A 14615-nucleotide genomic window follows, 5' to 3' on the forward strand; every position below is an offset into this window, starting at 1 on the left:
GCGCGAGGGTGTAACACCCTCGCATTGTCTCTTCCTTCTTAACCCAACAACCTGCCCAACAGAATCAGCGCCATCGCCCCCAACACCGAGGCGAGACAGCCCACCTGCCGGCTGGAGCCCTGACGACGCGCCACCAGCTCGGCCAGCAATGAACCGCCGATGCCCAGCAGGATCGTGGCGATCAGGCCCAGATGCACCGCGCCGGGGTAGAGCCAGCGGGCCAACAGGCCGATAAAAAAGCCGGAAAACAGGGCGCCGATGATGCGGAGCATGGGGTGCGTGTCCTTATGGCGTCAGGTGTTTGATTCCATGAGGGATGATTCTAGGCGCAAGACCGGGATGACACCAGAGATTGTGGTGGCGCGAAGCACCAGCCACCAAACCTGCCCGGCTGAGTCGGGTAAAGCAGGCGGATGGGGTTCGTATCGACTCGATCTGCGCTGTGGAGAGAAAAATTTTTAGTACGCAATTTTGACTCTTGCGCGACAGCGCGGTGGCAGATTTCCGGCGCGTCGCGGCACTGCAAAAAGCTGTGCGGAAAGGGAGGGAAGGGCTTGGTATGTTTTTGCCCTCTTGCGCCCTGAATCGGACCGCGCCACAAGCTCTAGTGTCTGAATGTGCTTCGGCGCCTCAACACCTAGTAATCGACCGTAAGGCGCCGATGCCTCGATTCTGGCTGCAATCCACCGGGTTTCCCGGCTTTTGTGGCTATCTTGAGGCGCGCATGGCGGACGGAACGGGGTGAAGGCGGGGGCTTTCAGTCATAGCCCGGCTCATAGAGGAGCCGGCTCAGGATTTTTTGAAGCGGGACACCGCTGGCTGCGTGGATTCGAAGGGGCGATTGTAGAGTGACGTTCGGCGGACAGGATCAAGAGGCAGCTGCGGCTGCCGACGAACGGCTGGCCGACGCGCCCGCCCCCACCGGTACCAAGGCCGGCAACAAGAAAAAGGAGGCGGGCGCACGCCCGGCACTGCCCATGAACGACAAGGTTGATTTCGCTACGGCTGAACTGGTGGACAATTCGCTGGATTCCACGCTGCTGGCGGGCATGCTGGCCGGTGCGGCGACTGCCGCTGCTGCCGCGCCCAAGGCCGCTCCGGCGTTTGACAAGAACGATTCCAAGATGGTGCATCCGCGCCGCTTCACGATCCGCACCGATGCGCAGCGCGATGCGCTGCTGACCGATTTCGGCAAGGAAACGCTGGACGACCGCTATCTGCTGCCCGGCGAGACCTATCAGGATCTCTTCGCCCGCGTCGCCGATGCCTATGCCGACGATCAGGACCACGCCCAGCGTCTGTATGACTACATCAGCCGCCTGTGGTTCATGCCCGCCACGCCCGTTCTGTCGAACGGCGGCACGGGGCGCGGCCTGCCGATCAGCTGCTACCTCAACACCGTCGAGGACAGCCTTGAGGGCATCGTCAACACCTGGAACGAGAACGTCTGGCTCGCCTCGCGCGGCGGCGGCATCGGCACCTATTGGGGCAAGGTGCGCGGCATCGGCGAGACCGTGGGCCTGAACGGCAAGACCAGCGGCATCATCCCCTTCGTGCGTGTGATGGATTCGCTGACTCTGGCGATTTCGCAGGGTTCGCTGCGTCGCGGTTCGGCGGCCTGCTATCTTGACGTGTCGCACCCGGAGATCGAGGAGTTCCTCGAAATCCGCAAGACCTCGGGCGATTTCAACCGCAAGGCGCTCAACCTGCACCACGGCGTGCTGCTGACCGACGACTTCATGCAGGCCGTGCGCGATGGCGCCGATTTCGACCTGAAGTCGCCCAAGGACGGCAGCGTGCGTGGCAAGGTCAATGCCCGCAGCCTGTTCCAGAAGCTGGTCGAGGTCCGTCTGGCCACTGGCGAGCCCTATCTGGTCTTCTCCGACACCGTGAACCGCATGATGCCCAAGCATCACCGCGATCTGGGTCTGAAGGTCTACACCTCGAACCTGTGCAGCGAGATTACCCTGCCCACCGGTCGCGACCATCTGGGGAACGATCGCACCGCCGTGTGCTGCCTCTCCTCGCTGAACCTGGAAACCTGGGACGAGTGGAACGGCGACAAGGTCTTCATCGAGGACGTGATGCGCTTCCTCGATAATGTCCTGCAGGACTACATCGATCGTGCGCCCGATGAGATGGCCCGCGCCAAATATTCCGCCGCGCGTGAGCGTTCGGTCGGCATGGGCGTGATGGGGTATCACTCCTTCCTGCAGAAGAAGGGCATCGCCTTTGAGAGCGCCATGGCCAAGGCCTGGAACCTCAAGATGTTCAAGCATGTCTCGGCCAAGGCCGACGAGGCGAGCATCCTGCTGGCGCAAGAACGCGGCGCATGCCCTGACGCCGCCGATATGGGCGTGATGCAGCGCTTCAGCTGCAAGATGGCCATCGCGCCCACCGCCTCGATCAGCATCATCTGCGGCGGCACCAGCGCCTGCATCGAGCCGATCCCGGCCAACATCTACACCCACAAGACGCTTTCGGGCAGCTTTGTGGTGAAGAACCCCTATCTGCAGAAGCTGCTGGCTTCCAAGAGCAAGGATTCCACCAATGTGTGGAACTCGATCCTGGAGCATGGCGGTTCGGTGCAGCAGCTGGACTTCCTGACGGCGGACGAAAAGGCCGTCTACAAGACCAGCTTCGAGATCGATCAGCGCTGGCTGCTGGAATTCGCCGCTGACCGCACGCCCTTCATCGATCAGGCCCAGTCGCTGAACCTCTACATCCCTTCGGATGTCGACAAGTGGGATCTGATGATGCTGCACTATCAGGCGTGGGAGAAGGGCATCAAGTCGCTCTATTATCTGCGTTCCAAGTCGATCCAGCGCGCCGGTTTCGCGGGCGGTGTGGAGGCGGACAACACTTCCGCCGCGCCGCGCATCGAGCTGGAAGCCCAGGGTGAGACGGATTACGAGGAATGTCTCGCCTGTCAGTAAGGCAAGGAAGAGAATGCGAGGGGGTTACCCCCTCGCGCTCCCGGAACGTCTCCCGACACTGAAGGCGGGCATGAGGCTGCCCTTAGCGCCAACGTCCCGCCGGAAGACAATATGGGGTGCAGGGGGGTAACCCCCCTGCGAAAAACCCTTCTAACTTTTTCATTTTCAGGACTCACGCCATGTCCCTTCTCGAAGCCCGCAAGACCTACAAGCCCTTCGAATATCCCTGGGCCTTCGACATGTGGAAGCGCCAGCAGCAGGTCCACTGGCTGCCCGAAGAGGTGCCGCTGGGCGAGGACTGCCGCGACTGGGCGCAGAAGATCTCCGAGCATGAGCGCAACCTGCTGACGCAGATCTTCCGCTTCTTCACGCAGGCCGACGTGGAAGTGCAGGACTGCTATCACGAGAAGTATGCCCGCGTCTTCAAGCCCACCGAGGTGAAGATGATGCTGACCTCGTTCAGCAACATGGAAACCATCCATATCGCGGCCTATTCGCACCTGCTCGACACGATCGGCATGCCGGAATCCGAATATGGCGCCTTCCTCGAATATGCCGAGCTGAAGGACAAGCATGACTACATGCACAGCTTCGGCGTGGACAGTGACGAGGATATCGCCCGCACGCTGGCGATGTTCGGCGGCTTCACCGAGGGTGTGCAGCTGTTTGCCAGCTTCGCCATGCTGATGAACTTCCCGCGCTTCAACAAGATGAAGGGCATGGGGCAGATCGTGAGCTGGTCGGTGCGCGATGAATCGCTGCACTGTGAGGGCATCATCAAGCTGTTCCACACTTTCGTGAAGGAGCGCGGCTGCCTGACCAAGGCGGTGAAGGAAGACATCATCGATTGCTGCCAGAAGACGGTGCGTCTGGAAGACAACTTCATCGATCTGGCCTTCGAGCTGGGCCCGGTGCCCGGTATGACCGCCAAGGACATCAAGCGCTACATCCGCTTCATCGCCGACTGGCGCCTGAGCCAGCTGGGTCTGCCCGCGATCTATATGATCGAGGATCACCCGCTGCCCTGGCTGCAGCCGCTGCTGAACGGCGTGGAGCACGCCAACTTCTTCGAACAGCGCGCGACGGAATACTCCAAGGGCGCCACCAAGGGCGACTGGAACACCGTGTGGAGCAGCTTCGACGCCCGCCGCAAGGCACGCGGCAGCGAGAATGCCGCCAACGGTGAGGAGTTCCTTGAGGACACCACCGAGGATATGTTCGCCAAGGCGGGCATCGCGGCGGAATAAGGCTGCCTTTGCAGGTTAGGGAAGGGGCGGGGCCGAGAGGCTGCCGCCCCTTTTCTATGGGTTGAAGGGTGCTGTCGGGAACGGTGGCTGTGAGGATTGCCCGATCTGTGGGGGGCGATGGAAAGATCAGGAAAAAATCCTTGGCTTTCCTCTTGCGCTTGAGAGAAGCCCCGGTTAAAGGCGCCTTCCAGCCAGAGTGCCGCTTTAGCTCAGTTGGTAGAGCACATCATTCGTAATGATGGGGCCAGGTGTTCGAGTCACCTAAGCGGCACCACTTTCCTAGCATCTCTTTTCCTGGAAACCTCGGCGGATCGCTTGGGGGCATTTCCCCACATCTGTGTGGTCTGACATGTCCGGCTTTTCCTATGTCATGTATCCGGCATAGCTGGGCTTGACCCTCATGCATCATCGCCGTGTTAAGCTCCGATGCTTGCCTTGATCACTTGTTCACAGCATCAAGAGAGGCGCGCACCACCATGCTGGCGCGTTCGGATGCTTTCCTGAGGCAGGCGCTTCACCTGCCGTAAGACGTGCCAAAAGCCTGCCCTGCCGCCAATCCGGCGATGGGGCGGGTTTTCCCTTCCAGCCTCTGCGGAAGCCATCACTGCCCCGATGCAGGCGAAAACCCTTTCCTAACCCGATAGGATCATTCTGGCCCCCGGGATCATCGCCCGTCGGGATAGGTCATGTTGTCAAAGCTTGCTTTCGGTCGCGAGGACAAAGCATCGGCGCCGTCGCGCGGGCGCTGGATCGGGGCCGGGCTGTTTCTGCTATGCCATGGGCTGGTGCCGCATGCATGGCCCAGGCATGCCTATGGTCTCTCGCTGACATTCCTCACGCTCGCGGTGCTGATCGCCGCCTGGACCTGCCGGCAGCGCGCCCGCGCCAGCGGTGTTCAGGGCTGGTCCCTGCTGGCGGTGGCGCTGCTGCTGTGGGCGGGGGGGATGTCGGCCAATGGGCTGGTCTATCTCGCGCTTGGCAATGAGTCGGGCGAAACGACGCTCTCCATGCTGCTGTTCATCCTCTATGGCGTGCCGGTGATCTTCGCCACCGCCAGCCCCATGGGTGAGCGCTGGCCGGTGCGGCTTGTCGATGGCCTGCTGGCATTGCTGCTGGGCCTGCTGTTCTTCGCGCATACCTCGGTCTTCTCGACCATGGCCGGGGCGAGCGCCGATGACTCGGGCAATCTGGTGCGCATGTTCGACATCGAGAACAGCTTTATCGCGTTTTTCGCGCTGGCCCGCTTCAGCGCCTGCCGTGATCCGCGTGAGCGCGACTTCTTCGCCACGCTGACCACTTTCGCTTTTTTCTACCTGCTGATGGCGGCCTATATCAACCATATGCAGGAAAACAGCGATTTCAGCGATCCGGTCGATCTGCTGATCGATCTGCCCTTTCTGGCGCTGGTGCTGATGGCCTCGCACCCGCGCGGGCCTCAGGATCGCCCTGCCGACGTGCCGCTGCGGCGTGAGAGGCTGGTGCAGGCCGCCAGTCCGCTGATGCTGCCCGCCACGGTGCTGGCGGTTTCGGCGGGGCTGATGCACACGCATCCGGTGTGGACGATGATCGGCTTTGCCATGGCCACGCTGGTCTATGGTTTGCGCAACATTCTGGTCCATCTGGCCAATCTGGAGGAGCGCGACCGGCTTGAACGCCTCTCGCAGATCGATGGGCTGACCGGTCTGCCCAACCGTCGCAGCTTCGATGACCGGCTGCGTGACGAATGGGCGCGCGCCTGTCGCCATGGCGGCACGCTGGCGGTGCTGATGATCGATATCGACCATTTCAAGCAGCTGAACGATGGTCTGGGCCATCAGGAGGGCGATGCCCGGCTGCGCGATGTGGCGCAGGCTCTGGCGGGCTGTGCAAGGCGTGCCAGCGATCTGGTGGCCCGCTATGGCGGCGAGGAGTTCGTGGCGATCCTGCCTGCCACCGACGCCCAGCAGGCGATGCAACTGGCCGAGATCATGCGGGGCAGGGTGTTTGATCTGGCCTTGCCGTCGCCCGCGCCGTTGGGGCGCGTGAGCATCAGCATTGGCGTCAGCTGGACCGACAGGCCGAATGAGGAGGGCGGCGAGACCTTGCTCGCCCGCGCCGATGCCGCGCTTTACGAGGCCAAGCGGGACGGGCGCAATGCGGTCCGCATCATGGCCACGCCGGAGATCCTGCCCGCCGTGGCGGCCTAGGGCTTCAGGACTGGGCCTGCCACCCGCTGGCCTGCACCAGCAGCACCAGAGCGACGATGATCGCGGCCCAGATCAGCGCCAGCCGGATGGCCTTTCCGCCCGACAGGTTGCGAAACCGCGAATTGTTGGTCACCAGAATCAGCGAGCCGATCATGGCAATAACGGCGACGAACTTGTCCACTTGGCCTGCTGGCTCCATTTCCGTTGCATTGGCCCTGGCGTGCTGATGCCCGGGCCGCAAGGCGGTGACTAATAGGCCCTGCCGTCCGGGTCTACACCCTAATGCTCGGGATGGCCCGCATATGCCTTCCGCGGCAGGATTTGCGGCCACAGGCTGCAGGCAGCGCAAGATCCATCCGGCAAACAGGACCGGCGGCCTTAACCTGAGGAAACATAGGTAAACCCAGGCTGTGCCCTTGCTTCAGCTCTCCGGCAGGATCGTCCCGCTAGCCGGATCGTCCTCGCTCAGGGCCACCGATCCGGGCGGGGGCGTGTCGGCCAGCAAAAGCCCTCCCGGCGCTGGTCGACACGCTTTGTCGTGTCGGCTTCGGGCCGAAACCGTGACTTTGCCGGGGGCCGCGCCCTTGTGCAAAGGATGCTGGCGGGAATGAGCCCGGCAGCCGACCCTTCTGTTCAAAGTGATGGCCCGGCAATCAGGACGGCAAGCTGATGAGGAAGCGCGTGCCCTTATCAACCCTATCCAGCTTCAGCGTCCCTCTGTGCCCCTCGATCAGGGCGCGGGCGATGGGCAGGCCGAGTCCGGTTCCGCCCTGTGCCCGCTTGCTGGTGAAGAAGGGCTCGAAAATGCGCGCACGATCGCCCTCGGGGATGCCGTTGCCATTGTCGGTCACGACGATCACAGAGCCTGCGGCATCCTGCCCGGCCTCGATCACGACCTGCCTTGCGCCGGCGGCCCGGGCATTGTCGATCAGCGTGGTCAAAACGGTTTCCAGCGCGGGCGCATCGATCGGAGCCTCGCTGGAACCATCGGCAATGGCATAGGTCACGGCAAAGCCTTCGCCGGACAGGCCATCGGCCAGCCTCGCCAGAACTTCTGCCAGATCGCAGCGCGCGCGGTCCGCCGGGCGGCGCATATCGGCCTTGGCCAGATCCATCAGGCGCGAGATCAGCCGGTTCAGCCGCTGGGCATCGCTTGCCATATTGGCCAGAAAGCGCGCCTGCTCATCGGCGGACATGCTGGCGCCATGGTCCTGCAGCAGCTCGATCCCGCCCGACAGGCCGGTCAGCGGCGTCTTGAATTCATGGGCCAGCGCGGCGGCGAAATCGCGCAAATAGTGCGAGCGGGTCTCGATGGCCTCGGCCATGCTGGCGAAGTCGCGGATCAGACCGTCGATTTCGGTGATGCGCAAAGTGGGGCGCGGGGGATCTGCGGGCCGCCCTTCGGTCAGGGCGCGGGTGGCGCGGCTCAGCGCCTCGATCGGGCGGACGATGGTGCGGCCCAGCAGCGCGGTCATGGCCAGCAGAAACAGGAAGATCGCCGCCGATCCCGCCGCGATCTTGCCGCGATCCTCATACATGCCGCGAAACAGCGCGCGCGGCGAGCGCGAGACCAGCAGCACGCCCACCACCTGTCCGCCCGCCATGATCGGGCGGGCGTGATGCAGGCGGATGTCGGTGGCCCGGCTGACCCATTCGAGCGGCCAGGGATGGGTATAGGCGCCATTGTGGCGAAGCACGGTGGTGGCATGCCCGGCCAGAGCGGCGCGCACTTCGGGCAGGGTGCTCAGACTGCGTCCGGTATCCCTGCCGTTGAGCACGATGCCCTGCCGGTCCAGCAGCAGGATCGAGGCCAGCGTGACATGGCGCGTTTCAGCGATGGCCGGGGCCATCTGCGCGGCCATGCGCGATGCCTCGGGATCGGCGGCAGTGCTGGACGGCAGCGCTGCGGGGCGTTCCGGCAGGATCGCGCTGGCGCGCAGATCGATACTGGTCGAGATCGTATAATCATCGGCATCGCGCGGCTCGGCGGCTTCGGCGGTTGGGGCTGTCTTCTCCGGCCAGTTCAGGGCCGCGCTGGCGGCCAGCGCCGATCCTTGCGCGATCAGCTCGGCCTCGGTGCGGCGCACCAGCGCGTTCTCGTAAACCCGCAGCATGATCGCCGCCACGCCGGGCAGCGCCGCCACCAGCAGCAGCAGGCCGAACATGATGGTGCGCAGCCGCATCACCGGCCAGATCCGCCCCAGCCAAAGGCGCAGCCAGCTCATCCGCGCCCGCAGGCGCCCAGTCGATAGCCGATGCCCGCGCGCGTCTCGATCACATCGCTGGCGCCGCATTCGGCGAATTTGCGGCGCAGATTGCGGATATGGCTGTCGATGGTGCGGTCGGTGACGGCAAAGCCGGGGCCGTGCAGCCGGTCGATCAGCGCCTCGCGCGAGAAGATGCGCTGAGGCGCGGCAAACAGCGCGGCCAGCAGGGAGAATTCGGTGACGGTCAGCGCCACCTCCTGCCCCTGCCAGAAAGCCTGCCAGCTGGCGGTGTCCAGCCTGAGCCCGCCATGGCTGGGCATGGGCTCGGGGGGCGTTATGGGCTGGGGAGCGCTGCGCCTCAGGATCGCCCCGGCGCGGGCCACCACCTCGCGCGGGGAGAAGGGTTTGACCACATAGTCGTCCGCGCCCAGCTCGATGCCCAGCACCCGGTCGATTTCGTCGTCGCGGCTGGAGAGGAAGAGGATCGGCACCGCGCTATCCATTCCGCGCAGACGGCGGCAGACCTCCAGACCGTCCATGCGGGGCATGTTGATGTCCAGCACCAGCAGGTCTGGGGTTTCCTCCGTGATCCGGGCCAGCGCTTCCTCGCCGTCGCCTGCCTCGATGGTGGCCATGCCCGCCTTGCCGAAGGCAAAAGCCAGCAGCTGGCGGATATGCGGATCGTCATCGACGAGAAGCACCTTGCGGGCGGGCGTGGTCATGGGGCGATCTGTCATGGCCGGGCCTGCGTCGTCAAGGTGGGGGCGGGCTGGGGCTGGGTCTGAGGTTGCGGGGCCTGTTCCAGCTTCAATGCGATGCGCAGGGCGTAGACGCTGCGGGTCTGGCAGATGGGCGCGTCTGTCCAGCGCGGGGAGAGTGCTGCCATCCTCAGCCGGGTGCGCACATCGGCCAGTCGCAGCGCGCCCAGCAGGGTCCAGTGGCCGCCGCTCTGATCGTTGCTCAGGGTGAATTGCGCATTCTGGCGCAGCAGCCGGGCCCACAGATGGATCGCTTCGGGCGCGGGGCGGGCTTCCAGCTCCGCCAGCGGCACCAGCGCCGATGGCCCCAATTGCTGGAGATAGCAGATATCGAGCGGCGCGCCGTCACCGCCCAGCTCGCGGGCGTGGGCGATGTTGTAGCGCGCCGAGACTGTCCCCAGATCGACAAAGCAGCAGGCCGACATCAGCGCCAGCGCCGCCGCAGCATTGGCGTTGATCAGCCAGGCCGAAGTTTTGTTGCGCAGCATCCGCCAGCACACCAGCACCAGCCCGAAGCTGACCAGCCCCATCCACAGCAGCGCCGCGATCCGCCACGAGGTGAGCGAAAAGGCGGCGATATAGTCGAGCGTGCGCAGCGCGGCATTGCCCACCAGCAGCACATTCTGGGCGATCCACAGCACCACCATGCGGCGGATCAGCGGCATGCTCGCCGTTTGCGAGCCGGGGCGCAGGGCCACCAGCACAAAGCCCGCGGCCAGCAAAGCGGTGACGATCAGCGGATAGGCGCCGCGATGGGCGTAAGAGGCCAGCGTCATGCCAGAGGGCAGCGGCAGCAGGCCCCACAGCCAGGCCAGATCCATCAGATTCTGCAAGGCGAACAGTGCATTGAAGGCGATCAGCGAGAGGCGGACCGAAGCCACCGAAACGCCGGGCAGGGCCAGATCGCCCCGGCCATCGAAGGTGCCCAACAGATGCCGCCAGCCGCGCGGGCGCAGCAAGCTCCAGGCCATGGTGAAGAAGAGCGGCCAGACCATCATCCGCTCGACGGGAAAATCGAAGAGGGAGATCGAGAACAGCCTGTTGAACGCCTGCTCCAGCACGGGGTTGGCGGCGGTGAACAGGCCGAGGATGATCACGCTGCCGAACAAAGGCAGAGCCAGCTGCGGCAAGACGGCGCGCAGCCCGATCACCTTTTTCCGGCGGCGCAGACGTGTGACTCTGAACCCGTCCAGCCATGGTGCCGCACAGGAGCGCAGACCATGCAGCATCAGGCGCTGGCTCCATTGCCAGGCATCGCCAAAACGCGCGACGCTGGGCATCAGCGTGCCCATGCCCGCGAAAATCCAGAACAGAGTCCAGCTCAGCAGGCCGGGGTCGAACAGGGTCGCCAGCGCCATCAGCGCCGCCAGGGCAAAGCAGATCAGGGCTCGCCGGTCATGGCGCAGGGCCGGGCGCAGGGCCAGGGCCGGTGGCAGCAGCATCAGCAGCAGCGCGCCCCAACCGGCGCGATCCTGATCCAGACGCCAGATCATGCTGTCGCCCGCCACAATCAGGGCGACACCGGCGCAGAGCTTCATCTGAAAATCGCCGCGGGACCGTATCTTTCGCATCATCATCGCCACCTCCATCGGACAGAGGCGATAGGTGCCTTTCAGCCATGCGCAGCCGATGGCCGGGCATGTATGGATGTGCAGCAGGAGCTGTGCAGAAAATATGCAGGCCGCCTGAAGCGACTCATCCTGCAAATATCAATGTCTGGAAAAGCAGGGGCGGGGCGAAGGGCTTCGAACCATTCGGCGGAGCCGCTAGCGGCGCAGCGCATCTCAAGACTCAGAGGGTTCGCGGGCCGCTTGAAGCGACCCATCCTGCAAACATCGATGTCTAGGAAAGACTGGAGCGGGCGAAGGGATTCGAACCATCCAGCGGAGCCGCTTGCGGCGCAGCGCATCCAAAGACTCAGAGGGTTCGCGGGCCGCTTGAAGCGACCCATCCTGCAACCACACATGTCTGAGAAAACTGGAGCGGGCGAAGGGATTCGAACCACCCAGCGGAGCCGCTTGCGGCGCAGCGCACCCAAAGACTCAGAGGGTTCGCGGGCCGCTTGAAGCGACCCATCCTGCAACCACACATGTCTGAGAAAACTGGAGCGGGCGAAGGGATTCGAACCACCCAGCGGAGCCGCTTGCGGCGCAGCGCACCCAAAGACTCAGAGGGTTCGCGGGCCGCTTAAAGCGACCTATCCTGCAACCACAAATGTCTGAGAAAACTGGAGCGGGCGAAGGGATTCGAACCACCCAGCGGAGCCGCTTGCGGCGCAGCGCACCCAAAGACTCAGAGGGTTCGCGGGCCGCTTAAAGCGACCTATCCTGCAACCACAAATGTCTGAGAAAACTGGAGCGGGCGAAGGGATTCGAACCCTCGACCCCAACCTTGGCAAGGTTGTGCTCTACCCCTGAGCTACGCCCGCTCGGGCTTTGATGATGCAGATGCACCATCGGGTGAAACTGGAGCGGGCGAAGGGATTCGAACCCTCGACCCCAACCTTGGCAAGGTTGTGCTCTACCCCTGAGCTACGCCCGCTCGAACGTTTCAGCGACTGTGTTTTTTAAGACACCGTCGCGGGGTGAGGCGGCCCTCTAACCGGCATGGTCTGACTCGGCAAGAGAAAAATTACAGGAAAATGTTCGCGCCTGTGGAAAGCCTGTGCACATCTCGCCTGCGCACCTCATGCCCTCTTGCACGTCTTTATTCACTTCCCATCTTTGCCCAAAGCCCGGCATAAGGGCGCAACACAAAGGGCGCGGGGGCAAAAATGCCCCGCCCGGCAGGAATATGGAGCAGCATGTGGCAAGTCTGGGCCTGAATATTGAGGAAACCAAGGCGGTCGAGCGCTTCCGCAACGCCATTGTCGAACCGTCGATGACCAATCTGGTCATTCTGGATTTCTGGGCCGAATGGTGCGGCCCCTGCAAGCAGCTGACGCCCGTTCTGGAAAAGGTTGCCGCCGAATATGCCGACAAGGGCGTGATTCTGGCCAAGGTCAATGTGGACGAGGAACGCTTCATCGCCGACCAGTTCCGCATCCAGTCGATCCCAACTGTCTATGCCATGTTCCAGGGCCAGCCCGTGGCCGACCTCACGCAGGCCCGCACCGAATCGCAGGTGAAGGCGCTGCTCGACAAGCTGCTGGCGCAATTGCCGATCCAGCCCGGCGGTGAGGCCGCCCCCGACATCGCTCCGCTGCTGGCGCTGGGCGAAGAGGCGCTGGACGAGGGCGATGCCGAGCGCGCCGGTTCGATTTTCATCCAGATTCTGGAAGTGGCCCCCGAAAGCGCTCCGGCGCATGCGGGCCTGATCCGCTCGCTGATCGCCATGGGCCAGATCGAGGAAGCCGAGGGCGTTCTCGAACAATTGCCCGAAGGCGCCGATAAGGACCCCGCCATCGAACGCGCCCGCGCCGCCCTGACGCTGGCCAAGGACAAGCCCGAGGATGGTGAACTGGCCGCCCTGCGCGCCGCCCATGAAGCCGCGCCTCAGGATATGGACGCCGGGCTCGCCTATGCCAATGGCGCCTTCGCCGCCGGACAGCGCGATGCCGCCGCCGACACGTTGCTGGACATGATCACCGCCGACCGCGGCTGGAACGATGGCGCCGCCCGCGCCAAGCTGCTCCAGATCTTCGAGGCGATCGGTCTGGAAGACCCCTGGGTTTCGGCCACGCGCCGCCGCCTGTCGACCGTGCTGTTCGGCTGATCCGGCAGGGGCGATGGCGAGGCTTTCCATCTTTCCTCTGGCCGGGGCGATCCTTTACCCCGGCCTCACCCTGCCGCTCCACATCTTCGAGCCGCGCTATTGCGCGCTGGTCAGCGATTGCCTCGCCCGCGATCGCCGCATCGGCATGATCCAGCCGCGCGAGGATGCTCCCCCATCGCGGACCCATCCGCCTCTGTTCGAGATGGGCTGCGTGGGCCATATCGGCGATGTGGAGACGCTTGAGGGCGGTCGCTTCAACATCGTTCTCGAAGGCGTCTCGCGCTTCCGCCTGCTGCACGAACTGGAGGTGAAAACCCCCTTCCGCCAGATCGAGGCTGAGCTGATCGAGGAGGAGGAATGTCGCGCGCTTGCTCCGGTGGAACGCGCGTTGTTTGAACGGGAAGCCCGCGATTTCGCTCGTACCCACGGCTATCGTGTGGATTGGGAGCAGGTCTCGCGGCTGGACGATACATCGCTGATCAATGGCGTCGCGCAGATCGCGCCTTTCGATGCGGCGTCGAAGCAGGCGCTGCTGGAGGCTTCAGATGTGCCGGAGCGGTGTGCCTTGTTGGTGCAGCTGATGCAGTTCTACGGGCGCCGCGATGGGGACGACCAACGGGCGACTTTGCAGTAGGGAATAAAGGAAAGATGCGAGGGGGGAGTCTTTGTTGGTCGCCTTTCTCAAGAGAAAGGCTCCGGGCCCTCGCGCTCCCATAACGTCTTCCGACGCCAGGGCAGGGGCGCCGAATTGTTGCGCCCAACCTCTCCACCTGCGCAAGCCAAGGCGCCGCAGGCAACCAATTTCAGAATGAGAGCGCCTTGCAAGCCATACTGCCTGCGGCGCGGCAAGCTGGGCGCAAGGCTGAACCTTTGGCGCCCACGTAGACATTAAAGGGAGCGCGAGGGTGTAACACCCTCGCATCTATCTTCCCTTCTTAACCCCCTAAAATCGCCCCACGCACCCCATCAATCACATACTGCACCGCCAAAGCACCCAGCAGCACGCCCAGCACCCGCGTCACCACGGCTTCCACCCGGCTCCCCAGCAGGTTCATCAAGGGATGCGCCGCCAGCAGGGCCAGCAAGGACAGCACCAGCACGCTGCCCAGCGCCGCCAGCACCACCAGCGAGCTGGCGCGGTCCGTGGCGTGGCCCATCATCAGCATCACCGTGGCGATGGAGCCCGGCCCCGCCAGCATCGGCATGGCCATGGGGAAGACGGAGACGTCCTCATGCGGTTCGGGCGTGTGCTTGACCTTCTCGACGCGTTCTTCGCGGCGCTGGGTGCGCTTTTCGAAGACCATTTCCAGCGCGATGAGGAACAGCATCATGCCGCCCGCGATACGGAAGGCGTTGAGTTCGATGTGGAGCGCCGCCAGCAGCGCCTTGCCGAACAGGGCGAAGACCAGCAGGATCACCGTGGCGATCACGCTGGCGCGCAGGGCCGTGGCGCGGGCGTGGGCCGGTGAGTAGCCGGCGGTAAGGCCCGCGAAGATGGGCGCGCAGCCCACGGGGTCGATCACCACGAAAAGCGTGGCGAAGGTGGAGATAAACAGATCGAGCATGC

The 14615-nt window shown here is 64.0% G+C and carries 11 protein-coding genes and 3 tRNA genes; 6 read left to right on the top strand and 8 right to left on the bottom strand.

The annotated features are described in order from the left end of the window. Positions 1–38: 38 nt before the first annotated feature. Positions 39–272, bottom strand: a complete 234-nt coding sequence (locus tag HGK27_RS02460) for a GlsB/YeaQ/YmgE family stress response membrane protein (protein ID WP_206238465.1) — start codon at positions 270–272, stop codon at positions 39–41. Positions 273–977: 705 nt separating this feature from the next. Here HGK27_RS02460 and HGK27_RS02465 point away from each other — a divergent pair. From HGK27_RS02465 to HGK27_RS02480, 4 genes are all read left to right on the top strand, one after another. Beyond that, on the top strand, positions 978–2936 hold the full coding sequence (locus HGK27_RS02465) for a ribonucleoside-diphosphate reductase subunit alpha (protein ID WP_206242732.1): 1959 nt from the start codon (positions 978–980) through the stop codon (positions 2934–2936). Positions 2937–3115: 179 nt separating this feature from the next. Beyond that, the gene (locus HGK27_RS02470) at positions 3116–4183 is read left to right on the top strand and encodes a ribonucleotide-diphosphate reductase subunit beta (RefSeq protein ID WP_206238468.1); all 1068 of its coding nucleotides are present in this window, start codon (positions 3116–3118) and stop codon (positions 4181–4183) included. A 198-nt stretch (positions 4184–4381) separates the two neighbouring features. Then, a tRNA-Thr gene (locus HGK27_RS02475) sits at positions 4382–4457 on the top strand. Between the two features lie 412 nt (positions 4458–4869). Beyond that, the gene (locus tag HGK27_RS02480; RefSeq protein WP_206238470.1) at positions 4870–6369 is read left to right on the top strand and encodes a GGDEF domain-containing protein; all 1500 of its coding nucleotides are present in this window, start codon (positions 4870–4872) and stop codon (positions 6367–6369) included. A 4-nt stretch (positions 6370–6373) separates the two neighbouring features. On the opposite strand, the gene HGK27_RS02485 is transcribed toward HGK27_RS02480, so the two are convergent. The 6 genes from HGK27_RS02485 to HGK27_RS02510 form a co-directional block, all read right to left on the bottom strand. Further along, positions 6374–6550, bottom strand: coding sequence for a hypothetical protein (locus HGK27_RS02485; protein WP_241126801.1), 177 nt, complete (start codon positions 6548–6550; stop codon positions 6374–6376). Positions 6551–7022: 472 nt separating this feature from the next. After that, a complete protein-coding gene (locus tag HGK27_RS02490) occupies positions 7023–8594 on the bottom strand; it encodes a sensor histidine kinase (protein ID WP_206238474.1) in 1572 nt (523 codons plus the stop codon). Continuing rightward, entirely contained in the window at positions 8591–9313 is a 723-nt protein-coding gene (locus tag HGK27_RS02495; protein WP_241126803.1) for a response regulator transcription factor, read from the bottom strand. The genes HGK27_RS02490 and HGK27_RS02495 overlap by 4 nt, the downstream gene beginning before the upstream one ends. After that, the gene (locus tag HGK27_RS02500; protein ID WP_206238476.1) at positions 9310–10911 is read right to left on the bottom strand and encodes a DUF4153 domain-containing protein; all 1602 of its coding nucleotides are present in this window, start codon (positions 10909–10911) and stop codon (positions 9310–9312) included. Before HGK27_RS02500 ends, HGK27_RS02495 begins: the two co-directional genes overlap by 4 nt. 776 nt (positions 10912–11687) lie before the next feature. Further along, positions 11688–11762 (bottom strand) — tRNA-Gly (locus HGK27_RS02505). A gap of 38 nt (positions 11763–11800) precedes the next feature. Continuing rightward, a tRNA-Gly gene (locus HGK27_RS02510) sits at positions 11801–11875 on the bottom strand. Positions 11876–12148: 273 nt separating this feature from the next. On the opposite strand from HGK27_RS02510, the gene HGK27_RS02515 reads away from it, so the two are divergent. Both HGK27_RS02515 and HGK27_RS02520 read left to right on the top strand, forming a co-directional pair. Then, positions 12149–13048, top strand: a complete 900-nt coding sequence (locus HGK27_RS02515) for a tetratricopeptide repeat protein (protein WP_241127319.1) — start codon at positions 12149–12151, stop codon at positions 13046–13048. A gap of 13 nt (positions 13049–13061) precedes the next feature. Further along, positions 13062–13682, top strand: coding sequence for an LON peptidase substrate-binding domain-containing protein (locus HGK27_RS02520; protein ID WP_206238479.1), 621 nt, complete (start codon positions 13062–13064; stop codon positions 13680–13682). Positions 13683–13983: 301 nt separating this feature from the next. Here the strand turns inward: HGK27_RS02520 and HGK27_RS02525 are convergent, their stop codons facing one another. Further along, positions 13984–14613 (bottom strand): MarC family protein, encoded by a 630-nt coding sequence (locus tag HGK27_RS02525; RefSeq protein ID WP_206238481.1) that lies wholly within the window; start codon positions 14611–14613, stop codon positions 13984–13986. Positions 14614–14615: the final 2 nt, after the last annotated feature.

The sequence above is a fragment of the Novosphingobium terrae genome, assembly GCF_017163935.1.
Taxonomy (GTDB): Bacteria; Pseudomonadota; Alphaproteobacteria; order Sphingomonadales; family Sphingomonadaceae; genus Novosphingobium; species Novosphingobium terrae.

Bases quoted from the DNA above. Each gene is read 5' to 3' on its own strand.
- HGK27_RS02460 (WP_206238465.1), bottom strand. From the start codon at position 272: ATGCTCCGCATCATCGGCGCCCTGTTTTCCGGCTTTTTTATCGGCCTG.
- HGK27_RS02465 (WP_206242732.1), top strand. From the start codon at position 978: ATGAACGACAAGGTTGATTTCGCTACGGCTGAACTGGTGGACAATTCG.
- HGK27_RS02470 (WP_206238468.1), top strand. From the start codon at position 3,116: ATGTCCCTTCTCGAAGCCCGCAAGACCTACAAGCCCTTCGAATATCCC.
- HGK27_RS02480 (WP_206238470.1), top strand. From the start codon at position 4,870: ATGTTGTCAAAGCTTGCTTTCGGTCGCGAGGACAAAGCATCGGCGCCG.
- HGK27_RS02490 (WP_206238474.1), bottom strand. From the start codon at position 8,594: ATGAGCTGGCTGCGCCTTTGGCTGGGGCGGATCTGGCCGGTGATGCGG.
- HGK27_RS02495 (WP_241126803.1), bottom strand. From the start codon at position 9,313: ATGACAGATCGCCCCATGACCACGCCCGCCCGCAAGGTGCTTCTCGTC.
- HGK27_RS02500 (WP_206238476.1), bottom strand. From the start codon at position 10,911: ATGATGATGCGAAAGATACGGTCCCGCGGCGATTTTCAGATGAAGCTC.
- HGK27_RS02520 (WP_206238479.1), top strand. From the start codon at position 13,062: ATGGCGAGGCTTTCCATCTTTCCTCTGGCCGGGGCGATCCTTTACCCC.
- HGK27_RS02525 (WP_206238481.1), bottom strand. From the start codon at position 14,613: ATGCTCGATCTGTTTATCTCCACCTTCGCCACGCTTTTCGTGGTGATC.